General features: G+C 48.7%; 20 protein-coding genes and 1 pseudogene. 19 read left to right on the top strand and 2 right to left on the bottom strand.

Features of this window, described 5'->3' with window-relative positions:
- Window positions 1–29 precede the first annotated feature (29 nt).
- The 3 genes from NYR52_RS12075 to NYR52_RS12065 all read left to right on the top strand — a co-directional run bounded on the left by NYR52_RS12075 (window position 30) and on the right by NYR52_RS12065 (window position 1,622).
- Window positions 30–500, top strand: coding sequence for a tol-pal system YbgF family protein (locus NYR52_RS12075; RefSeq protein WP_102992999.1), 471 nt, complete (start codon window positions 30–32; stop codon window positions 498–500).
- A 460-nt stretch (window positions 501–960) separates the two neighbouring features.
- A complete protein-coding gene (locus tag NYR52_RS12070; protein ID WP_259435716.1) occupies window positions 961–1,245 on the top strand; it encodes a hypothetical protein in 285 nt (94 codons plus the stop codon).
- A 59-nt stretch (window positions 1,246–1,304) separates the two neighbouring features.
- Entirely contained in the window at window positions 1,305–1,622 is a 318-nt protein-coding gene (locus tag NYR52_RS12065) for a hypothetical protein (RefSeq protein WP_146130565.1), read from the top strand.
- Window positions 1,623–2,330: 708 nt separating this feature from the next.
- On the opposite strand, the gene NYR52_RS12060 is transcribed toward NYR52_RS12065, so the two are convergent.
- Window positions 2,331–2,657 carry an immunity protein CdiI family protein gene (locus NYR52_RS12060; protein WP_259435715.1) on the bottom strand — a complete coding sequence of 109 codons (327 nt, stop codon included), beginning with the start codon at window positions 2,655–2,657 and terminating at the stop codon, window positions 2,331–2,333.
- Window positions 2,658–3,090: 433 nt separating this feature from the next.
- Between NYR52_RS12060 and NYR52_RS12055 the strand changes: the two genes are divergently transcribed.
- The 16 genes and pseudogenes from NYR52_RS12055 (at window position 3,091) to deoC (ending at window position 20,987) form a co-directional block, all read left to right on the top strand.
- Entirely contained in the window at window positions 3,091–4,866 is a 1,776-nt protein-coding gene (locus NYR52_RS12055) for a recombinase family protein (protein ID WP_259435714.1), read from the top strand.
- Window positions 4,835–5,227, top strand: a pseudogene (locus tag NYR52_RS12050) (GPR endopeptidase); the annotation flags it as partial. The gene NYR52_RS12055 and the pseudogene NYR52_RS12050, both read left to right, overlap by 32 nt.
- Window positions 5,228–5,406: 179 nt before the next feature.
- Complete coding sequence (gene spoIIP / locus NYR52_RS12045; protein WP_259435712.1) at window positions 5,407–6,540, top strand: stage II sporulation protein P; 1,134 nt, start codon at window positions 5,407–5,409, stop codon at window positions 6,538–6,540.
- Between the two features lies 1 nt (window position 6,541).
- The gene (locus NYR52_RS12040) at window positions 6,542–6,892 is read left to right on the top strand and encodes a DUF3679 domain-containing protein (protein ID WP_259435711.1); all 351 of its coding nucleotides are present in this window, start codon (window positions 6,542–6,544) and stop codon (window positions 6,890–6,892) included.
- Between the two features lie 130 nt (window positions 6,893–7,022).
- Window positions 7,023–8,840, top strand: a complete 1,818-nt coding sequence (gene lepA / locus NYR52_RS12035) for a translation elongation factor 4 (RefSeq protein ID WP_132222555.1) — start codon at window positions 7,023–7,025, stop codon at window positions 8,838–8,840.
- A 75-nt stretch (window positions 8,841–8,915) separates the two neighbouring features.
- Window positions 8,916–10,067 carry a radical SAM family heme chaperone HemW gene (hemW, locus tag NYR52_RS12030; protein ID WP_132222553.1) on the top strand — a complete coding sequence of 384 codons (1,152 nt, stop codon included), beginning with the start codon at window positions 8,916–8,918 and terminating at the stop codon, window positions 10,065–10,067.
- A 93-nt stretch (window positions 10,068–10,160) separates the two neighbouring features.
- Window positions 10,161–11,192, top strand: coding sequence for a heat-inducible transcriptional repressor HrcA (hrcA, locus tag NYR52_RS12025; RefSeq protein WP_106341466.1), 1,032 nt, complete (start codon window positions 10,161–10,163; stop codon window positions 11,190–11,192).
- A gap of 86 nt (window positions 11,193–11,278) precedes the next feature.
- Window positions 11,279–12,817, top strand: a complete 1,539-nt coding sequence (locus NYR52_RS12020) for a TCP-1/cpn60 chaperonin family protein (RefSeq protein WP_132222551.1) — start codon at window positions 11,279–11,281, stop codon at window positions 12,815–12,817.
- A gap of 17 nt (window positions 12,818–12,834) precedes the next feature.
- Window positions 12,835–13,434 carry a nucleotide exchange factor GrpE gene (gene grpE, locus NYR52_RS12015; protein ID WP_246026939.1) on the top strand — a complete coding sequence of 200 codons (600 nt, stop codon included), beginning with the start codon at window positions 12,835–12,837 and terminating at the stop codon, window positions 13,432–13,434.
- Window positions 13,435–13,477: 43 nt separating this feature from the next.
- On the top strand, window positions 13,478–15,313 hold the full coding sequence (gene dnaK, locus NYR52_RS12010) for a molecular chaperone DnaK (protein WP_132222549.1): 1,836 nt from the start codon (window positions 13,478–13,480) through the stop codon (window positions 15,311–15,313).
- A gap of 124 nt (window positions 15,314–15,437) precedes the next feature.
- Window positions 15,438–16,568, top strand: a complete 1,131-nt coding sequence (gene dnaJ / locus NYR52_RS12005; RefSeq protein WP_022736664.1) for a molecular chaperone DnaJ — start codon at window positions 15,438–15,440, stop codon at window positions 16,566–16,568.
- Between the two features lie 54 nt (window positions 16,569–16,622).
- Window positions 16,623–17,567, top strand: coding sequence for a 50S ribosomal protein L11 methyltransferase (prmA, locus tag NYR52_RS12000; protein WP_132222548.1), 945 nt, complete (start codon window positions 16,623–16,625; stop codon window positions 17,565–17,567).
- 17 nt (window positions 17,568–17,584) lie between these two features.
- Entirely contained in the window at window positions 17,585–18,322 is a 738-nt protein-coding gene (locus tag NYR52_RS11995; protein ID WP_132222546.1) for a 16S rRNA (uracil(1498)-N(3))-methyltransferase, read from the top strand.
- 1 nt (window position 18,323) lies between these two features.
- Window positions 18,324–19,673, top strand: coding sequence for a tRNA (N(6)-L-threonylcarbamoyladenosine(37)-C(2))-methylthiotransferase MtaB (gene mtaB / locus NYR52_RS11990; protein ID WP_132222544.1), 1,350 nt, complete (start codon window positions 18,324–18,326; stop codon window positions 19,671–19,673).
- A 202-nt stretch (window positions 19,674–19,875) separates the two neighbouring features.
- Window positions 19,876–20,319 carry an NUDIX hydrolase gene (locus NYR52_RS11985; RefSeq protein ID WP_132222542.1) on the top strand — a complete coding sequence of 148 codons (444 nt, stop codon included), beginning with the start codon at window positions 19,876–19,878 and terminating at the stop codon, window positions 20,317–20,319.
- Window positions 20,316–20,987: a deoxyribose-phosphate aldolase gene (deoC, locus tag NYR52_RS11980; protein ID WP_132222540.1), complete on the top strand. Its 672-nt coding sequence runs from the start codon at window positions 20,316–20,318 to the stop codon at window positions 20,985–20,987. Before NYR52_RS11985 ends, deoC begins: the two co-directional genes overlap by 4 nt.
- On the opposite strand, the gene NYR52_RS11975 is transcribed toward deoC, so the two are convergent.
- Window positions 20,981–21,961: a Na/Pi cotransporter family protein gene (locus NYR52_RS11975; RefSeq protein WP_132222538.1), complete on the bottom strand. Its 981-nt coding sequence runs from the start codon at window positions 21,959–21,961 to the stop codon at window positions 20,981–20,983. The two genes, deoC and NYR52_RS11975, sit on opposite strands and share 7 nt — an antisense overlap.
- Window positions 21,962–21,968: the final 7 nt, after the last annotated feature.

The raw sequence follows: 21,968 nt of genomic DNA, 5'->3' as shown, positions 1-21,968 counted from the left end.
CTAGCTCTTTTCAAATGGAGGTTATATCATTGGGCTGGATCCGTTTATTTATCGGTGTTTTAGTAATTACTTGGCTTATTTATCAATGTTTTTTCAAAAAAATCCGTACCTTCAATGATATCTTAGAACGATCCCATAATTATGAGTTTCTTCTGCGAAATAAGAAATTAGCCATTCAAACATTGCAGGTGGGATTGAAACGAGATTTAAATGAGTTGGAACGAGCAGTATTAAATTACAATATAGGAAGGCTTTATTATGATACGGGGGAAATAGATCAGGCCATCGTTTATTTTGATAAAGCCTATCCTATTTTGATTCAAGCGGAAGGGATAAAGGTGAAAGATCAATTTATCAAAATCATAATAGCATATTTGGAAAAAGGTATGAATGACAAAGCAAATGAGGTTTATCAATATTGTATGAAACATTCTTTATCTAAACGAAGATATCAAAGACTGAGAAAGAAATATACGCAGTTATTTGAAGACCAAGGATGAAAAATGTGTAATGGGTGTCTTGTTGAACATCCCATGATTGTGCAGCTCAATCGGGCGTCAAAGTTAAATTGAACTCCTTTTTAATAAGGTGGTATGGTACAGTACTTGCCACCTTATTAAACAAAGGGGATTTAAGACGATGATCAATGAACTGAAATAGAAGTTTAATGATAACTATCGAAAGGTAATTCTGTTTCTTTTTTATTAATTATATTTTCATGTCATTTGTTTTGTTGTGTATATATTTTAATAGTATCGAATATGCGTTACTTTTATGCTTGATTAATGGGATAAATATTGTTTGGATTGAACATAAGTGGAAGGTAAACGTTAAACTAAAAGGGACGATCTATAGAAGGTTTGTAGATTATCCTTTATGTTTTAATTATATAATTATTTTCGTATTTTTAACTACAGAGTAACTACTATTTGGAGTCAACAACTAAGGGAGAAAAAGAAATTGAGTAGAAAAGAAAAAATAGAAGTAAATGTAAGTGCAATAGGATGTGTGCTAGTAGCAGGATTATTATTTATTTTAACGGATTATGTTCATGATGAGCTAAAGTCGTTATTACAAGTAGGGTTTGTTTGGGTGGTTCCATGGGTACCGTTTCTGGTTAAATTTTTATTTGCACAGAATAAAAAGGATTATTTATCGCGGAACAAAAAGTTGTTTTTAGGTTTTTTTATATTCGACTGTGTGCTTAGTGTTTTGGAGTATAAATATATGCCTATTTCATATTGATGCTCATGCAAAAAGGGATATGCTCTTTGAGTATATTCCTTTTCATTATAGGAAGGGGAATGAAGAGCGGGATATTCCCTATAGACGTAAATAAAGGTGATCAAGGGCTTAAGCCCGATTTCATGCAGCTTTGTTTAGAGATTCCGATTTTTACATCGATGTTAGTTGATATGTTTATGGACATGATGAAAACGATCTCCGAACATCGTTATGCTATTGCTATGCTTTATTTATTTTTATTTGTGGGAGGAATTTTGTTAAGTTCCATGGTTATTATTTGCGAAATAGTAGGTGTATCTAGATTGAAAAAAATCATTCATTCGTTTATTAACACTAAACAAGGGGATGAGACAAATGGGAGAAAGCCGTATACTTGAAGCTTTAAAGCGTTCGCTTTATAAAGGGATGATTGTTTCTGTTTATTCCGATCGGAATCAGCCGGGAAATTTCTCTGCTGGATTTATAGATGCGATCTCCGATGAGCAGTTTGTTATGAAACATGTAACTCCTGAGGGCACAAATGATGGTTATATCATAAGAAATCGAAGATGTCTTCAGAGTAGATGTTCATGGAGAGTATGAACAAAGGCTGAGACTACTGTACACGCTTCAAAAGCAGAGGCATGAGGATTTCTTAAACGGTGCCGTAACGGAACAATCTAATCTATTTGTAGAATCTCTCACCATTGCTCAAGCAAGAAATTTAATCGTAACCATTTGCATTGATGAAACTGAGAGCCAAGATGACATCACTGGATTTGTTAAAGAGATCAATACGGAAGAGGTTACGATTGCTCGCATTTCGTCAAATGGATCAAATGATGGAGAGTCCATTTTTTTAATTGAAGATATAACCAAAATGAATTGTGATACTACAGCGGAAAGATTGATTAAGCAATTGTACAATCATCAACATAAGTGCTGAAAATCAGTCAGGCTTAATGAACCCCTTACAAATCTTATAATGTGGATGTCATGTACAAAAGGGCACAATCAGATGGATTGTGCCCTTTGAAATAGAGTGGATATGGTGGATTATATTTTTGACAAAACATTTAGGGAATTAATCGGCTTTGGGAAGCCGTCTATTTCTCTTCAATGATCAATTTGTAAGGGTGATATTCGATTTTATATGTATTTGCTAGTTCCTCGCTTAATTTTTTGGCTAATTTTTCCCCATCTGCGTTTAACGATTCCGCAAAAGATGGTGTGATCCCATTGTAATGATGGGAGGCAAGATGGTTATCAAACGTAGTATTCCATTCATGTAATTCTGCTTTTACCTCTTCTGATATGGGTAGTTCATCAAGATCTAAGTTTGCTTTACATGTGTTACACCAAAGCGGATCAGCAGACACTTCCGCTTCAACAAGAATGTGAAAGGTCTCATCGCAGAAACATACATTTTTCATTTTATTTGCCTCCAGTGAGTAATTATAATAATCCATTAGATTTTACTAGAGTGTTGATAAATAGGCCAGTAGCTTCAAATCCGTTTTCAGCTTTGCTTCACATGTCTATCAGCCCTATGGAATGGCTACCGTCTGGATAGGAAATAATGTTGATCAGAAGTGGAAAGGGCTGACATGACCATGACTGATTACAACATTAGAATAGTCCATGCAAAGAACAAGTTGTCATCTGCTGAGATTGAGCGCAGGGTGGATGATTTCCAAAAAGTTTTTATCCAGGTCGCTTCCAGGTATTACAGCCAGAAGGCGAAAAATCAGCTGGAAAGGGGAGAAGATTAAATCTCTCCTTTTTTCTTTGTTTGCGCCCGTGTTCTCAATCGATGTATAATACCAGCAATAATATGACAGTAGGATAGAAAAGGAGATAGACAGAATGGGGGAAAAGCTACGAGTTGCTTTGTTTATGAGGGCGAGTACGAACAAGCAAACAAGCCAGGGGAAAAAGAAAGCAGCTTCCAGGGCAGGGAAAATGTCCGCCAGACCCATTTCAGATGAGAATGATCTGCCCCTGCAAAAAGAGAAATGCATGGAATATATCGCGAATAAGCCGGATTGGATATTTACAGGGCTGGAGTATGTGGAGGCGGGTGTTTCTGGGTTTCACACGCATGTCAGCAAGAGAACGGGTTTAAATCGGGCGTTTGAGGATGCCAAAAAGGGCTTGTATGACATTTTGTTGGTGTATAAGCTGGACCGAATCGGCAGACGATCTACCGAAAGTTTGAACCATGCTATCCGGTTTCTGCGGCATTGCCGCATATGGGTCGTGGACAAGGACAGGGAGTTTACCAATAACGGAGATGCAGATGAGATCTTAAACTTCATTGAGTTTTGGTCAGCCAAGAAAGCGTCCATGGACACCAAAGTGCGTGTTACTGACATGATGAAATTGATTCACAAGGAAGGGTTTTGGACTGGGGGCAACCCACCCTATGGATATATCAATCATCCTGAAATGTCCAATATGTTGCAGATCAATCCCAAAGAGGCGGAAGTGGTGAAAGAAATATATCGGCTTTACACCTCTGAAGGGTATGGCATGTTAAAAATCGCGGGTATTTTAAACGAAAAAGGGTTAAAAACGAGAACCGGCAGAGAGTGGAAAGCAGAAGGGATTCGTAAAATTCTCCGCAACACCATTTACAAGGGGTATTTATCCTATGGAAAAACCAAAAAAGTAGAAGGAGAGTTTGGTTCCTATCAAAAGTACACCAAAGAAGGAGAAGAGCTTGTATCCGAGCGGTACTGGGCAGAGTATGAGATTGTTCCTGCCGAGGTGTGGGAGAGAGCTCAGAAAATGAAAAAAGCCCGGGTAGATGTCGCGTCACATTTTGGTGGTAACACTCCCGTCAGAAAAGGAACGGGCAAAGGCCTGCTCGTGGGTGTGTTAACTTGTGAATGTGGGAGCAGCATGACTTATGGCAGCCGGAGGGACTGGCTTGACCATAAGAGAACCAAAAGAGGCGAATTGTATGGCATTTACAGGTGCCTGAAAAGGCTTAAAGCAGGGGTTCAGGCATGCGGAGCAAAGAAAGGTTCACACAGGGCGGAGAAGATCGAGTCTGCGGTGATTGAGAAAGTAAAAGAATATCTGAAGGAAATGGTAAACTCCAATGTGTTGGTGGAGATTCAAAAACAGACTTTAAACGCCTCCAAGGAGATTGAAGAGAAGCTAGCACAGTCGAAGCAAGACATGGAGCAATGGCAAAGGGCAAAAGAAAACGCCAATAACCATCTGTTGAAGATTTTGATGGGTGAGGAATCCCCTTTTTCTGAAGCCCAGCTTAAGGAGTTGTATGAGAAAGCTGTAAAAGAGTTGGAAAGCGCGCAAAGGCTGTATGAAGAGATGAAGGCACTGAAAGATGCCAATGGGCTTTCAGAGATTGATGTGCTCAAGTTGCAAGATCTGTTGTTGGATTGGGGAGCGCTATTTGACCAAGCCACCACGGAGGAAAAAAGACAAATGTTGGGAAGCATTGTTGATTATGTTACGGTCCGCGAGGAGACGATTGAGGTAGCGATTCACTTTGATGTGGTTAAGTTTTTTGAGGCGGTGAGTTGCGCGCGAGAAACGGCTGCGGCATTTGCTCATGCTGGTACAGATTCATACCGGCAAAATAATGACAGTAGGAGTTCCTACAGTAGTTGATGCAGTAACCATCGCCCATGACACGATCGATTATGTGTTGTCCCATTTAGGACGGGAAATGCACGGGGTGCGCGGCAATCCGCTAGACCCGCATAACCGGCCGAGTGTGCGGGACTTGCAAAACTACCAAGTACCGCCGGAAACGCAGACGCGCATGATGGGGATGTTTGGATCGCTTGATCCCGAAGACAAGCGGCAACTGATTCACGAGGTGTTGTCACCGCTCGGGCAAAATCTGATCGTCACCCCAAAAGAAGTGGATTCTTTCATCGGTAACATGGCCAAGCTGTTGGCAAACGGATTAAACTGCGCCTTGCACGGGGCGGTGACCATGGATAACGTTGCTTCGCATGTGAGTTGAGCGTGGCAATGTGGAAGATGGGTCATGAACGGCTGTTTTGCGCCGGCATGGCCCTTTTCTTTTTGCCGAAGGATGGCGCTCTCTTTTCTATCAGCCTTTGAAATGAAGCGTGCTAGGTTCTACTTCGATTTCGTCTCTCATAAGTTGTGGAAGAGATGAATTGATAGAAGGTGGACCTGGTGAAAAAACGGTATCACAGCTTTATCACCGTCAACATGTCGCAACCCAGGACGAGGCAGACGTTCGTCCTGCTCTGTTTGGCTGTCGCCTTTACTTTCGCTTTGGCGGGAGCGCTTGCCATGGGACAAGCCAAAAGCCGATTGGCTTCTGCAGAATTTAGCCGCATCACCTCCCATATCTCGTCCAAAACGCTGTTGATGGCGATGAGTGAAAATATCCCGTATTTGCAAGAAAAGATGCAGGAAGCCGGAATGGAAGAGATCGCGTCTCGAATGGCTTTGGAATTAGCTACTAGCATTGATCTGAGAGACCCACGCACGTATTTGGGAAAGGAGCTTCCCATGTATGACTTGTTTGACAGTGAAATCGATGTGGCGAACAGCGATTTTGATTACACATCGATTCCGATTGAATCCCCGCCGCCTCCAGAATTGGAGCAAGAGATCATCAAAGCGATGGAAGACCCCGATGAAGATTTGAATGAACGTCCCACCGGTTCGATCAAAAATAAACAAGTGTTGATTTACAATACGCATTTTTGGGAGTCTTATCTGCCGGAGTTAGGAAAGAAAGATCCCCGCTTGGCTTCCGACGTACGGAAAAATATTACCACTGTATCCAAGCATATGGCCAACCAACTGGAGAAGATGGGTGTGGGGGCGGTGACCGTCAAACGAAAATACACATGGAATTCCGGTTCGTATGTCCAATCGCGAAAAATGGTAAAGGCCGCCATGGCGCAATATGAGGATGTCACCTATTTGATTGACTTACATCGCGATGCCCAACGGCGCCCCAAGACGACCAAAGTGGTGAATGGCAAAACCTATGCCCGGCTCGCTTTTGTGGTGGGTAGGGAAAGCAAGAACTATGAGGAAAATCTGCGGCTGGCGCGCGAGTTGTACAAACGGCTGAACGAGGTGGTTCCCGGAATTTGCAGCACGGTGATTATTAAAAAGCGCGAAAAGGGGAACAACGGAGAGTATAACCAATCGTTGTCACCCAACAGCCTGCTCGTTGAGGTTGGGGGGGTGGATAATACGTTTGAAGAAGCGAACCGTTCGGTAGAGGTGTTGGCCCGCGTCATCGCGGAACGAATCGGTAAGGCCAAACCTGTCTCGAACGGGCGGTGAGGTGAGTGAAGTGCGCGTCATACTGCAATGTTGTTGTCTCATCATTATGCTCATGGTTGGCATCGGCATCGGCATTAGCCATGCGGAAAAAAATATGCAGGCGATGCAAGGGACGGAGGGAGCGCCGCGTGCGATACAGATCACCCCGACAGCGCAGGGACGGATAGAAATCGCTGTTTTGGGGCAAACAGTAGAGACCGAACACCCCGCATCGGTGGCCAATCAGGAGAAAGTGGTTGCGCAGGTGCGGCAGGGCACCAATCTTATGGCGGCCATGGGCAATGAAGTAGGCGCGGGGATCAGGCAATTTACACGCGAATTGGCTGCGTGGATGTTTCGTTGGGCTGAGTGACAGCCTTATTTTTTTTGCCCGTTTATGGTTAACTGGTAGGTGAACAGGAAATGCATTGAAGAGCGGGGGGCAGATTGTTATAATTAAGCAATGCAGTCTTGCTATGCACGCAGGAGGGAAATGAACGGGAATGGATAAGAGAGAACGACAAGCAATCATCCGCAATTTTTCGATTATCGCACATATCGACCATGGCAAGTCCACCTTGGCCGACCGGATCCTTGAGAAGACCGGAGCACTTAGCGAGCGGGAAATGCAAGATCAGTTCTTGGACAAAATGGATTTGGAACGAGAACGCGGCATCACCATCAAATTGCAATCCGTGCGCCTGCCGTATAAGGCCAAAGACGGGAAAGAATACATTTTGAACCTGATTGACACACCGGGGCACGTGGACTTCACGTATGAAGTGTCCCGCAGTTTGCAGGCGTGCGAAGGAGCGCTCTTGGTGGTGGACGCATCCCAAGGCGTGGAAGCGCAAACGCTGGCCAACGTTTACCTGGCGTTGGAGAACGATCTGGAGATCATTCCCGTCATTAATAAAATCGACCTGCCCAGCGCAGACCCCGAACGGGTGAAGAAAGAAGTGGAAGACGTCATCGGTCTTGATGCCAGCGATGCAGTGCTCGCTTCGGCCAAAGCGGGGATCGGGATTGAGGAGATTTTGGAGCAGGTGGTGGAAAAGGTGCCCGCGCCAGAAGGCGATCCAGATGCTCCGCTCAGAGCCCTGATTTTTGACTCCGTTTACGATCCCTACAAAGGAGTTATCATCTACATGCGGGTGGTGGACGGTACGATCAAAAAAGGTATGCGCATGCGGATGATGGCCACGGAAAAGGAATACGACATCACCGAAGTGGGCGCGTTTGCTCCTCATCCGGTGATCATGAACGAGTTATCGGCGGGCGAGGTTGGCTTTGTGGTGGCTAACATCAAAAACGTACGCGACACCCGTGTCGGCGATACGATTACAGATGCCAACAATCCTGCCGATGAGCCTTTGCCCGGATACCGGCGGATCAATCCGATGGTATTTTGCGGGCTGTATCCAGTGGAGTCCTCAGCGTACGATGATCTGCGGGAGGCGTTAGAAAAGCTGGAACTAAACGATGCTTCACTCACCTATGAACCAGAGACGTCAACAGCGCTCGGCTTTGGTTTCCGTTGCGGATTTTTGGGGCTGTTGCACATGGAGATCATCCAGGAGCGGATCGAGCGGGAGTTCGGCATTCCATTGATTACGACTGCGCCGAGCGTAGTGTACAAAGTATATCAAACGGACGGCAAGGTGCTGGAGATTGAGAACCCGACCCTGATGCCGGAAATGCAGAAGATCGATCGCGTTGAAGAGCCTTATGTGAAAGCATCGATCATGGTGCCTAACGATTATGTCGGCACGGTGATGGAGATTTGCCAGAACAAGCGTGGCAACTACCTCGACATGAATTATCTTGATACCAACCGGGTGACGCTAACCTATGAATTGCCGTTGGCTGAAATCGTCTACGACTTCTTCGATCAATTGAAATCAAGCACCAAGGGATATGCCTCCTTCGATTATGAATTGATCGGTTATAAGGCTTCCAATTTGGTGAAGATGGATATTCTCTTAAATGGAGAAGTGGTGGATGCGCTGTCTTTCATCGTCCATCGTGATCGCGCATACCAACGCGGACGTGCGCTGACCGAGAAGTTGCGCAAACTGATTCCACGCCAGATGTTTGAAGTGCCGATCCAAGCGGCGATTGGCAACAAAGTCATCGCCAGGGAGACGATCAGCGCGATGCGCAAAAACGTGTTGGCCAAATGTTACGGTGGGGACATCAGCCGAAAACGGAAACTGCTGGAGAAGCAGAAGGAAGGGAAGAAGCGCATGAAAGCGGTGGGAAGTGTGGAAGTCCCACAAGAAGCGTTCATGGCGGTTCTCAAGATCGATGACAACAAGTGAGGGTAAGCCGCAGGCGGGAAATGAGTCCGCTTGCGGCTTTTTTGAGCAATCATTTCAATAAGGAGGAGAAACTTTATGGCTCCCCAAGCCGTCTATATACATGTCCCGTTTTGCACGCACAAGTGCCATTACTGCGATTTCACAGCCTATGCTGTGGGAGGACAACCTGTGGACGATTATGTGTCCGCACTGGATAAAGAGATGGCCCTGACAGTGGCCAACACCCCTCCGGGAATTATCCGGTCCATCTTCATCGGCGGAGGGACGCCAACGGTGTTGACGCCCAAACAGATGGAGCGCCTTTTGGCAAGTGTCCGGCGCCATTTTCCCAACTGGGATGAAAACATCGAATTTACCATTGAAGCCAATCCGGGAACAACCAGCCCTGAATTGCTTCGGGTGATGAGAGAAGGCGGGATTAACCGGATCAGCTTTGGTGCGCAAACGTTCCGTCCGGATTTGCTGGAACGAATCGGCCGGGTCCATGGGGTGGAAGAGATTAAACGCGGCGTGGAGTTGGCACGGCAGGCCGGCTATAATAATCTGTCGCTCGATTTGATGTTTGGTTTGCCAACGCAGACCGTCGATGACATGGAAACAACACTCAAAGAAGCGGTCGCATTGGCGCCAGAACACTTTTCTTGCTACAGCTTAAAAGTGGAAGAAGGGACATTGTTCCATCATTTACAAGAGCGCAAAGAGCTGCCGTTGCCATCGGAGGATGCGGAGTTGGCCATGTACCAATTGACCCGCTCCTATTTGGCCGAACAAGGGTATGCGCAGTATGAAGTGAGCAACTTTGCCAAACCAGGCTATGAAAGCCGCCACAATCGGACTTATTGGCTGAATGAAGAGTATTACGGCCTGGGAACAGGCGCGCACGGCTATGTGCTTAAACGGCGCCACGCCAATATCAAAGGTGTCAAAGAATATATTCAACGGTTGCAGGACAACCAACTTCCCATCCAAGAGAGTTATCAAGTGACTCGCGAGGAAGAGATGGAGAATTTCATGATCTTGGGCTTACGGTTGATGGAAGGAGTGAGCCGGGAGAAGTTTGCGCGCTTGTACGGGATGGAGTTGGAGCGAGCATTTGGCCAGGTTCTGACACCACTGATGAACAAAGGATTGCTTGAGCGGAGCGGAGATCGCTACCGTTTAACGGAAAAAGGATTGATTTTTGGCAATGAAGTGTTTGTCGACTTCATTGGTGGGATTGAATTATAAACGGATAGATTGACATCATTTCGCCCCTTTGGTAATTTAAAATTAGTATTTTAGCACTCGACCATAAGGAGTGCTAACAAAGGGGGGAGGCAGATGTTATCCGAGCGCCAAAAACGGATTCTCTGGGCTATTATTGATGATTACATTATCTCAGCAGAACCTGTCGGCTCACGTACCGTTTCCAAAAAGAAAGGGGTCAATGTGAGTGCGGCGACCATCCGCAATGAGATGGCCGATTTGGAAGAGATGGGTTTTTTGGAGCAACCACATACATCTGCCGGTCGCATACCTTCGCAGAAAGGGTATCGTTTCTATGTCGATCATCTGTTGAAACCATATATGTGGTCGAAAGATGATCTGATGGCATTGCATGATTTTTATGCTTATAAAGTGGATCATGTGGAGCAAGCCATTAAGCACATGAATTCCATTCTCGCTTACTTGACCAATTGCATGACATTTATCCTGGGCCCCAACTTGTCAGAGAGTCGGCTTAAGCACCTGCACATCATACCACTGTACGACAGGCTGGCGGTGTCCATCTTGGTGACTGATACGGGCCATGTGTATCAACAACGGCTCTTGTTGCCAGAGGACATTCCATGGTCGACGCTGGAGAAGTTGGTTAATCTCCTGAATCACCGCTTAAGCGGTGCCTTGATCTCTCGTTTGGATCAGATCGTGGCGCAAGAGTTGACGGATGAATTGCAACGGCATGTCGATCACTTTGAGAAGTTGTCTGACCTCACCAATCAACTATTGCACACGGAACAGGAAGACCGGGTTTACACGAGCGGGACGACGCGCATCTTGGAACAGCCAGAGTTTCGCGATGTGGATAAAATGAAGTCGATCTTGGATCTCGTGGAAGCCAACGATGGGTTAGTTCAACTGTTGAAGCATAAGACGGACGGGGTGCAAGTGCGAATTGGTTATGAGAATGATTTGAAAGCTGTGCAAGATTGTAGCGTTATCTCCGCTTCTTATATGATAAACGGCAAACCGGTTGGAACCATCGGGGTGCTCGGCCCGACTCGGATGGATTACGGGCGCGTCATTGGAATTCTTGATTTTTTGGCAAAAGATTTCTCCAGACGGTTGAGCACGCTCTATGAAAAAGAATAAACTAAGCATATTAGGATGCATCACGCGTATAAGGGGTTGCCAAAAGTGACGCCCCCTGCGCCAAAGTGAAAGGAAGGAGAAATCCGGTGCCGGATAAAGTCCACTTACACCAAGACGAAGAAAAACCGTTCCTGTCAGCGCTTCAAGCTAATGCCCAAGCTGTAAAATCTGTCTCGCAAGCGGTTGCGCCCACGCTGGGCCCCAAAGGTCTTGACACGATGCTTGTCAATTCCAAAAATGAAGTGGTTGTGACCAATGACGGGGTGACCATCTTAGATCGGATGGCGATTAATCATCCAGCAGCCAAAATGATCGTCAATGTGGCCAAAGCGCAACAGGCCGAAGTGGGTGACGGAACGACAACCGCCACCCTGCTTGCGTCCGCGCTTGTTGATGAAGGGCTGAAGCAGGTATTGCGGGGCGTCCCTGTGACTAAAGTGATTACCGGGATTCAGCGCGGAACCCGCTTCGCCCTGATTAAGATGCAGGAACGGGCCCGCATGATTTATGAGATGGATGACGAATGGTTGCAACGGATCGCGTTCACCGCTAGCCGCGAAAATGAGGACATCACTTTGGCCGTCATGGAAGCGGCGCATTTGATGGGGCGCGAGAAGTTGTTGGAAAAAGGATTTAAACTATCCAGTTGCGTGGTTGCCCATCCACGCATCGAAAGTAAGGTGTTCGCTGGGATCGTTGTCAGCAAACCGCGGATGAATTCCCAGATGCCGCGGACACGGCAAAACGCGCGGGTGTTGGTGCTGGCCGACGCATTGGAGCCGGAGGCATTCTCTGACGATGTGCGGACGGATGAAGCGTTCAGCCGCAAGGAACGCCTGCGGGAAGAATTTTATGTCATGCTGGAGCACTTGATTCATTTAAATGTAGGCCTTATCGTTACGGAAGGGGCCGTCGATCCCCATGCGGAAGAAGTTCTTGCAGACGCGGGAGTGATCGTGGCGGCCGAGGTGGCGAAAGAAGAGCTGAACAAAGTGTCTGAATATACTGGAGCACGCCAAATCAAACGGAGCGGTCTGAAGAAAAGTCCGGAGGAGATTGAAGCCCTGCTCGGTCTATGCACTGAAGTGGAAGATGATGAAGCGCTGTCCAGAATCCGTATCAGCGGCGGACAAGGTACTCCGTTCGCCACGATATTGGTCGGAGCAGCGACAGATGAAGTGGTCGAAGAACGCGAACGGATTTGCAAAGATGCAGCTTCTGCGGTGCAAGCGGCCATTCATGGTGGATTTGTCCCGGGCGGCGGTGCCGTGGAATTGGCGATTGCCCGGGATGTTGAGCATTTCCGTAACACAGTGCAGGGGATGGAACGGTTTGGCGTGTCGGCGGTGTCCGAAGCGTTGCAACGCCCGATGAGCCAGGTCGTCGCCAACGCTGGGTTTAACCCCTTGGAAAAAATCGAGGCAGTCAAAGCATTGCAATTGAAACGCCAGTCTGATTCCTTGGGAATCGATTGCGATCGGGGGATCGTTGCGGATATGATTGAGATGGGGGTAGTCGACCCTCTTCCGGTCAAAGCGCATGCGCTTAAAACGGCTGGCGAAGTGGCTGTTGCGATTTTGCGCATCCACACGATCGTGCAAATGAAAGAAGACCCTGTTTTCTAACATAGGAGGACCTGTCAATGATGAAGCATGAAAATGAAGAGCTTCAGCATCCAACTGGAAGCCAGGAACCCTCGAATGAAGGTCCATTCGAGGAGCAGGAAAGTATACATACCGGCGCCGAGGCATCCTCGCCCGAAAAATCCCTTGAGCAAGAGCTGGAAGAGGCCAAGTTGCTGGCGGAGAAATGGAAAAGCCAAGCGGAACAACACCGTGAGCTTTATCTGCGCGCTCTCGCCGACTTGGAGAATTTCCGCCGCCGCGCCCGCAAGGATAAGGAAGATGCCGTGAAATACGCGGTGGTTCCTTTCTTGGAAAGTATCTTGCCTGTACTTGACAACTTTGAACGCGCCTTGGATGCGGCCGATCAAAGTAAAGACGCGAAAATGTTGCAAGAAGGAATTGAGATGGTATATCGTCAATTCTTAAATGTTCTGTCCGAAGCCGGTTTGACGATGATCGAAACTGAAGGAAAGCCATTCAACCCGCATGAACATAACGCGGTCATGCAAGTCGAGGCGGAGCATTTGGCGCCGGGTATGATTGTAGAGGAGCTGCAAGCGGGTTACCGTTATAAAGACCGTGTGATCCGCCCGTCAATGGTTAAAGTGAGCCAATAAAAATACTACTTACGCAAAGGTTGAAGTAGGAGGTTAACAGTCAATGGGTAAAGTGATTGGAATTGACTTAGGGACAACCAACTCATGTGTAGCATTTATGGACGGCAATGAAGCTGTCGTCATCCCAAACGCAGAAGGCGGACGAACCACCCCTTCAGTGGTTGGGTTTTCCAAAACGGGTGAACGGTTGGTAGGGGAAGCCGCCAAGCGCCAAGCTATTACCAATCCAGAGAAAACCATCATTTCTATCAAACGCTATATCGGTACGAACCACAAAGTGGACATTGATGATAAATCATACAGCCCACAAGAGATTTCCGCAATGATTTTGCAAAAGCTGAAAGCTGATGCGGAAGCTTACCTGGGCGAACCGGTGACGCAAGCGGTCATTACCGTTCCAGCTTACTTCAACGACAGCCAGCGTCAGGCGACCAAAGATGCAGGTCGGATCGCTGGTTTGGAAGTACTGCGTATCATCAACGAGCCGACAGCAGCGGCGTTGGCATACGGTATGGAAAAGACGGAAGACCAAAAAATTCTTGTCTTCGACTTGGGTGGCGGTACCTTCGACGTATCGATTCTGGAACTGGGCGATGGCGTGTTTGAAGTGTTGTCGACCAGCGGGGACAACCAATTGGGTGGTGACGATTTTGACCAAGTCATCATCGATTACCTCGTACAAGAGTTCAAAAAGGAAAACGGCATTGACATCAGCCATGACAAAATGGCAATGCAACGCCTGAAAGACGCAGCGGAAAAAGCGAAAAAAGACTTGTCCGGTGTGTTGACCACAACCATCTCCCTGCCGTTTTTGACCGCTGACGCGACCGGTCCGAAACACTTGGAAGTTTCATTGACTCGCGCTAAATTTGAAGAATTGAGCGCTGATCTGATTGAACGTACCATGGTTCCAACCCGTCAAGCATTGAGCGATGCCGGACTCACACCAAACGACATTGACAGAGTGATTCTGGTTGGTGGATCGACTCGGATTCCTGCCGTGCAAGAAGCGATCAAACGCCTGATCGGTAAAGAGCCGAGCAAAGGGGTAAACCCGGATGAGGTCGTAGCGATGGGTGCAGCGATCCAAGGTGGTGTCTTGTCCGGTGACGTGAAAGACATCGTTCTGTTGGACGTAACTCCGCTGTCACTCGGGATCGAAACCTTGGGCGGCGTATTCACCAAATTGATCGAGCGTAACACGACGATCCCGACCGAGAAATCGCAAATTTTCTCCACCGCGGCTGATAACCAAACTTCCGTGGACATTCACGTTCTGCAAGGTGAACGTCCAATGGCAGCTGACAACAAGCCGCTCGGCCGGTTCCAGCTGACTGACATTCCGCCGGCACCACGCGGTGTTCCGCAAATCGAAGTGACCTTCAAAATCGACGCCAACGGGATTGTGCACGTTTCGGCAAAAGACAAAGCAACAGGTAAAAGCCAAGCGATCACGATCCAATCTTCGGGCGGTTTGAGCGATGAAGAGATCGAACGCATGGTGAAAGAAGCGGAATTGCACGCTGAAGAAGACAAAAAGCGCCAAGAGGCAGTCGAGCTTCGCAACAAAGCGGATCAACTGATCTTCACCACTGAGAAAACGATCAAAGATCTCGGCGACAAAGTGGGAGCAGCTGAACTGGAGCAAGCAAACAAAGCGAAAGATGACCTGAAAAAAGCTCTTGAAGACAATAATCAAGAAGAAATCAAAAAAGGTATTGAAGTCTTGGAGCAAGCTGTGCAACAATTATCTGTAAAACTGTATGAAAAAATGCAACAAGAAGCAAACCAAGGCACAGGAGCACAAGCTTCTGCAAGCAAAAAAGACGACAATGTCGTCGACGCCGAGTACGAAGAAGTGAAAGACGAAGAGAAATAAAGAGGAGAAGGGAAGAGTTCTCCTCGACTGGAAAGTCAATGTCGAGGCTCTGCCTTGGCTTGGCTTTCCATTTTTTGTGGATATCGTAGTTTAGATGGGTTGAGATAGAAGAGGAGGTGACCCGGTGAGCAAACGTGACTTTTATGAAGTTCTGGGTGTTAGCCGCAATGCTTCTGATGATGAGATTCGCAAGGCCTACCGAAAATTGGCACGCAAGTATCACCCAGACGTGAACAAAGATACGGATGCAGAACAAAAGTTTAAAGAAGTGAAAGAAGCATATGAAGTATTGAGCGATCCGCAGAAAAAAGCAAATTACGATCGCTACGGTCATGCTGATCCCACCGGTGGTTTCGGCGGCGGTGGCGGTGCGGGTGCCGGATTTGACGCTGACTTTGGGTTTGGGGACATTTTTGATATGTTTTTTGGTGGAGGAAGACGCAATAATCCCAATGCCCCACGTCAAGGCGCTGATCTGGAATACCGCCTGCAGATCGAATTCAAAGATGCCGTTTACGGTAAAACAGTGGATGTCGTCATTCCGCGTACCGAAACATGCGATCAGTGCCACGGTTCGGGAGCCAAGCCGGGAACCAAGCCGGAAACCTGTTCCGTCTGTCAAGGAAGCGGACAAACCGAAGTGGTGCAAAACACACCATTCGGCCGCGTAGTCAATCGCCGAATCTGCCACGCTTGTAATGGGACGGGCCAATTGATCCGGGAGAAGTGCACCAATTGTTCCGGCCAAGGGCAAGTGAAGAAGAAGAAAAAGATCAACGTCAAAATTCCGGCTGGTATCCATGAAGGGGCGCAATTGCGGGTAAGCGGTGAAGGCGAACCGGGAGTGAACGGTGGACCGCCGGGGGACCTCTACATCACGATTTATGTCAAACCGCATGAGTTTTTCAAGCGGGATGGCGATGATCTGACATGCGAACTGCCAATCACCTTCGGCCAAGCTGCTTTGGGCGATGAGGTGATCGTGCCGACCTTGAACGGGCGTGCACGCTTGAAGGTTCCGGCGGGTACGCAGACCGGTACGGAGTTCCGCCTGCAAGGAAAAGGGGTACCGCGTTTACGCGGATATGGCGAAGGCGATCTGCGCGTCAAAGTGCGCGTAGTCACACCAACCAAGCTGACCGAAGAGCAGAAAGAAGCCCTGCGCAAGTTCAGCCGGCTTTGCGGTGAATACATCAACCAAGAGCAGTCCAACAACTTCTTCGATAAGATGAAACAAGCGTTTCGCGGCGAATAATGAAGGTAAACGGGCATCTTTGCCCGTTTTTCTTTATCATGTGGAGGGATTGAGTTGAATTGGATCGAGATATGTGTCCATACCAGCCAAGAGGCGACGGAGGCGGTTAGCTATATTTTGCAAGACCTCGGCGGCGATGGGGTTTCCATCGAAGACCCTGAAGTGCTTCACCGCGAGTGGGACAACTGGTATGGGGAGATCATTGAATTGTCTCCAGACGATTATCCGCAAGAGGGTGTGCGCGTGAAAGCCTATCTATCATCGTTGGTTTGCCCGGATGCGGACGCATTTGTCGCGCAGGTGAAACAACGGTTAGAGGATTTACGCTCTGCTGGATTCGATGTGGGACCAGCCGCTGTCACGACACAAGAAGTGAATGAATCCGCGTGGGCGGATGAATGGAAAAAATATTACAAGCCAATCCGGGTGACCGACCGCATTGTTATCAAACCCCATTGGGAAACCCATGAACCGACATCCGCGGATGAGCATGTCATCGAGCTTGATCCTGGTATGGCATTCGGCACCGGTACCCACCCGACTACTGTTCTGTCCATCTGTTTGCTGGAGAAATACCTTCAGCCGCAACAGCGAGTTATTGACGTGGGATGCGGAAGTGGGGTGTTGAGCATTGTTGCGGGTAAACTGGGAGCCGGACCGGTTATGGCCTTGGATTTGGATCCGGTGGCGGTGGAAAAAGCGCAGGAGAACATCGCCATCAACGGATTGTCGGCACAAGTGACCGCTAAAGAGGGGGATTTGCTCAAGGGCGTGGCCGATACGGCTGAAGTAGTAGTAGCCAACATCCTGGCGGAAATCATATTGAAGTTTGTTCATGATTTACCGCGTGTTTTGGTTCCTGGCGGAGTGTTTATCGCTTCCGGTATTATTGAGGAGAAACGGGAACTCGTGGAAGAAGCGCTCACCATGATGGGACTTGAAGTAATGGAAACCATTCACCAAGATGGCTGGGTAGCCATTGCGGCAAAAAAATGGTAGACTGGTAGGAGTGTCAAATGCAAAGATATTTCATTGCTCAAGAACAAATCGTGGAGACATCCATTCGACTGGTCGGAGATGATGTCCATCACATAAAAAACGTGATGCGCAACAAACCGGGTGACCGAATCATCTGTTGCGCTGGACAGGGCTTAGACTATCTGGCGGAGATTGAATCCATCGATGGTGACCAGATCATAGCCCGTATCGTTGAGCGGACGCCTTCGCGGGGAGAGCCCCGGACGAAAGTCCTGATTGCACAATCCTTGCCCAAAGGGGACAAGTTGGAGTGGATTTTGCAAAAAGGAACGGAGTTGGGTGCTTCCGCCTTTTTGCCGTTTTCGTCGGAGCGGAGTATTGTGAAAATCGACGCTCGCAAAATCGGCAAGAAACGGGAACGGTGGGAGCGGATCGTGAAAGAGGCAGCTGAACAAGCCCATCGGGGCAAGCTGCCGACAGTGGCCACCCCAATGTCCTGGAAAGCGCTCTTGCAAGAAATCGGGAATCGGGAATGCGCATGGATTGCGTATGAAAAAGGAGGTCTCCCCTTGGCCGAAGCGATGGCCTCAGCCAAGGATGAGATCTTGTTGATCGTGGGCCCGGAAGGTGGGTTTACGGAGTCGGAGATCGAGGAAGCGAAGGAGGCCGGCGCAGTGCCGATCTCGCTTGGTTCACGTATATTGCGAACAGAGACGGCGCCGCTGATGGCGCTATCGTGCATCTTGTTCGCAAGGCAAGATTTAGGGGGTGAATAACATGAGAACAGTTGCGTTTCACACGTTGGGATGCAAAGTGAACGCATATGAGACAGAAGCGATCTGGCAACTGTTTATGAAAGCGGGTTATACCCGGGTGGATTTTGAAGACAAGGCAGATGTGTATCTCATCAACACATGCACGGTGACCAACACAGGCGACAAAAAGAGCCGGCAAGTGATTCGCCGTGCGATTCGACGTAACCCGGACGCCGTGATCGCTGTGACCGGTTGTTACGCGCAAACGTCGCCTGCGGAAGTGGCGGCGATCCCAGGGGTGGACATCGTGGTTGGCACCCAGGGGCGCGACAAGCTGACAGAGTATGTAGAGCAGTATTTGGCTCAGCGCCAGCCGATCAATGCGGTTGGCAATATCATGAAACAGCGCGAGTATGAAGAGCTGGATGTGCCCGACTTTGCTGATCGGACCCGCGCATCGCTGAAAATCCAAGAAGGGTGCAACAACTTCTGCACATTCTGCATCATCCCGTGGGCGAAAGGTCTTTCCCGTAGCCGCAAACCGGAAAACGTCTTGAACCAAGCCCGCCAGCTTGTGGCTGCCGGTTATAAGGAAATTGTTTTGACCGGGATTCACACGGGCGGATATGGCGAGGACTTTGAAAACTACAAGTTGGCCGACCTGCTCTGGGATTTGGACAAAATCGAGGGGCTTAATCGGGTGCGGATCAGTTCGATTGAAGCGAGCCAGATCGATGAGCGCGTGATCGAAGTGTTGAATGCGTCTGAAAAAATGTGCCGCCACTTGCACATTCCTCTCCAAGCTGGGGATGACGAAGTGTTGAAGCGGATGAGACGCAAATACACGACAGCGGAATTCAAAGAGAAGATCATGCAATTGCATGAGGCGATGCCCAATTTGGCCATCACCACTGACATGATTGTAGGTTTCCCAGGCGAGACCGAAGAGCAGTTTAATAATGGCTATCGTTTCGTCGAAGAGCTGAAACTGTATCAAATGCACGTCTTCCCTTACTCCAAACGGACAGGGACGCCTGCTGCGCGCATGCCGGATCAAGTGCCGGAAGAAGTAAAACATGAGCGCGTTCGCAAATTGATCGAGCTTTCGGAACGCTTGACGGTGACATACGCGCAAAAATTTGTCGGCGATGTGCTGGAAGTGATTCCGGAGCGTCCATACAAAGAAGACCCGACGAGTGGGTTGTATATGGGGTATTCCGATAATTATCTGCAAGTGGCGTTCCCGGCGACGGAAGAGATGGTGGGGAAAGTATGCCGCGTGCGGATCGATAAGGTTGCATCGCCTGAATATTGCCTGGGCACATTTGTCCGCGTAGTTGATGATGTGCCACGGCCAGCGCGTGTCGGTTAATGCCAGTCAAGAGGAACAGCCGTGAAGCTCCCAAGTTTGGGAGTCCGGCTGTTTTTTTGCATCGGCAAGTCGGCATACCCAAAGACAACACCGCGAGGCGCTGAATCTTGTGCCGGTTCCTTGACTGTGCTATGATCGCTGATGCATGGTGGCGGCAACATTGAGTGACACGCCTTCAACCAGAAGGAAAGGGAGGACGCAAATGAAAGAGATTTCGGCAGGTGGCGTGGTCTATCGCGAACGGCCCCACGGGTTGGAAGTCCTGATGATTGAAGACCGGTTTGGCCGTTGGACCCTGCCCAAAGGCAAAAAAGAAGCCGGAGAGACGGATGAAGAGACTGCTTTGCGGGAAATTCTTGAAGAGACGGGTATCGAAGGGAAGATTGTTTCTTTCTTGCAAACGATTACATATGCTTACACGCATGAAGAGCATGGCACCGTGGAAAAAACGGTTCATTACTATCTCGTTCGAGCCATTTCGGGCGAAGAAACCCCACAATTGGCGGAAATTAACGGCGTTGTTTGGTGCTCGCTCGCGGAGGCATGGGAGAAACAAACGACAATGGGTTACGATAACAATGATGAAGTACTCAAATTGGCTCTGGACAAACTGGAATCAATGAGAAAGGATGGAGAGCAAGGATGAACGCTAAAGAGTTGGCAGCGATGATTGACCATACGTTGCTGAAGGCAGATGCGACCAAAGAGCAAGTGACCCGGTTGTGCCAAGAGGCAAAAGAGCACGGTTTCGCTTCGGTATGTGTCAATCCATATTGGGTCAAAGAAGCGGCGTCCCGCTTGGCAGGCAGTGATGTGGCTGTTTGCACGGTGGTAGGTTTTCCACTGGGGGCGACGACGCCTGAAACCAAAGCGTTTGAAACCAAAAACGCCGTGCAAAATGGGGCGAGCGAAATTGATATGGTCATCAATGTAGGCGCACTCAAATCGGGCGATGTGAAAGCAGTAAAGGAAGATATCCGTGCCGTGGTTGAGGCGGCCGATGGTGCGTTGGTTAAAGTGATTCTGGAAACAGGGCTTTTGACAGAGGAAGAGATTGTGGCTGCGTGTGAGCAAGCCAAAGCGGCGGGGGCCCACTTTGTGAAAACTTCCACCGGTTTTGGCAAAGGAGGCGCCACCGTTGAAGCTGTTCGCCTGATGCGGCAAACGGTGGGTTCGGATTTGGGAGTGAAAGCTTCCGGAGGCGTGCGTGATAAAGAGACAGCGTGGCAAATGATTCAGGCCGGCGCCAACCGCATCGGCGCCAGCGCCAGTGTCGCTATTGTCAGTGGCGGTAAAGGCACGAATGCTTATTGACGCCGTGTAGCGGGGACAGCAGTTGCTTTTTTCCACGCCGTCGATTCATCGGGTACCAAGCGGGAAATGAATGACGCGAATTCATGGCAAAACGGCATCACGGCAATGGAGCAAATGATGTTGAACAGGGTTTGAATGTGTGCCACTTGTGTTGCCGGATCTGAGGACAGATAGGGACTGATTTCGCTGATGAACGGAATCAGAGGGGTGAAAATGGCTGTTCCGGCTACATTGAGCAATAAATGGGCGAGCGCGACTTGCTTGGATGCGATATTTGCTCCCACCGATGCGATCATCGCCGTGACGCAAGTCCCGACATTGCTGCCGAACACCACTGCGATTGCAAAGGGAAGGGTGATAACCCCCGTGGCGTAAAATCCCATTGCGATCGCGATGCATGCGCTACTGCTATGGATCAGCGCGGTCAAGAGCATTCCGACAAGCAATCCGCTGACGATGGGATTGCCGCTGTGTTGGATGAACCACTCCACCCAGCCCATTTCTCTCAAAGGATCGTTAATCGTTTGCATTAAGTGGATGCCCCAGAAGATCGCCCCAAAACCGATCAGGACTTTTCCTATGAGACGCAAGGTGTCATGCTGAAACACGCGCAGGATGAGGCCGATGATCATAAGCGGAACCGCGAAATCCTCAATTTTTAGTGTCAACAGCTGTGTGGTAACGGTCGTGCCGATATTGCTGCCCAGAATGATGCCGATGGAGTGGGCAAAAGATAGAATGCCTGCATTAACAAACCCGATCGTAAGCACAGTGACTGCGGTGCTGCTTTGCAGGCAGGCGGTGGTGGCGATCCCGGTGGCAAATCCGCGGATCGGGGTGCGGGTGAAACGGAGCAAGATGTGGTGCAATCTTTCGCGGGCGAGAGCTTCCAACCCCGTCCGCATCCACCCCAAACCATATAGAAAAATGGTTAAGCCGATAAAAAATGGCAGGATAATCGCAGTCCAAACCATGGCGCAC

Origin of the sequence: Laceyella sacchari (assembly GCF_024927925.1) — a bacterium.
GTDB lineage: Bacteria > Bacillota > Bacilli > Thermoactinomycetales > Thermoactinomycetaceae > Laceyella > Laceyella sacchari.
This window is presented reverse-complemented; position numbering and strand designations above follow the sequence as displayed.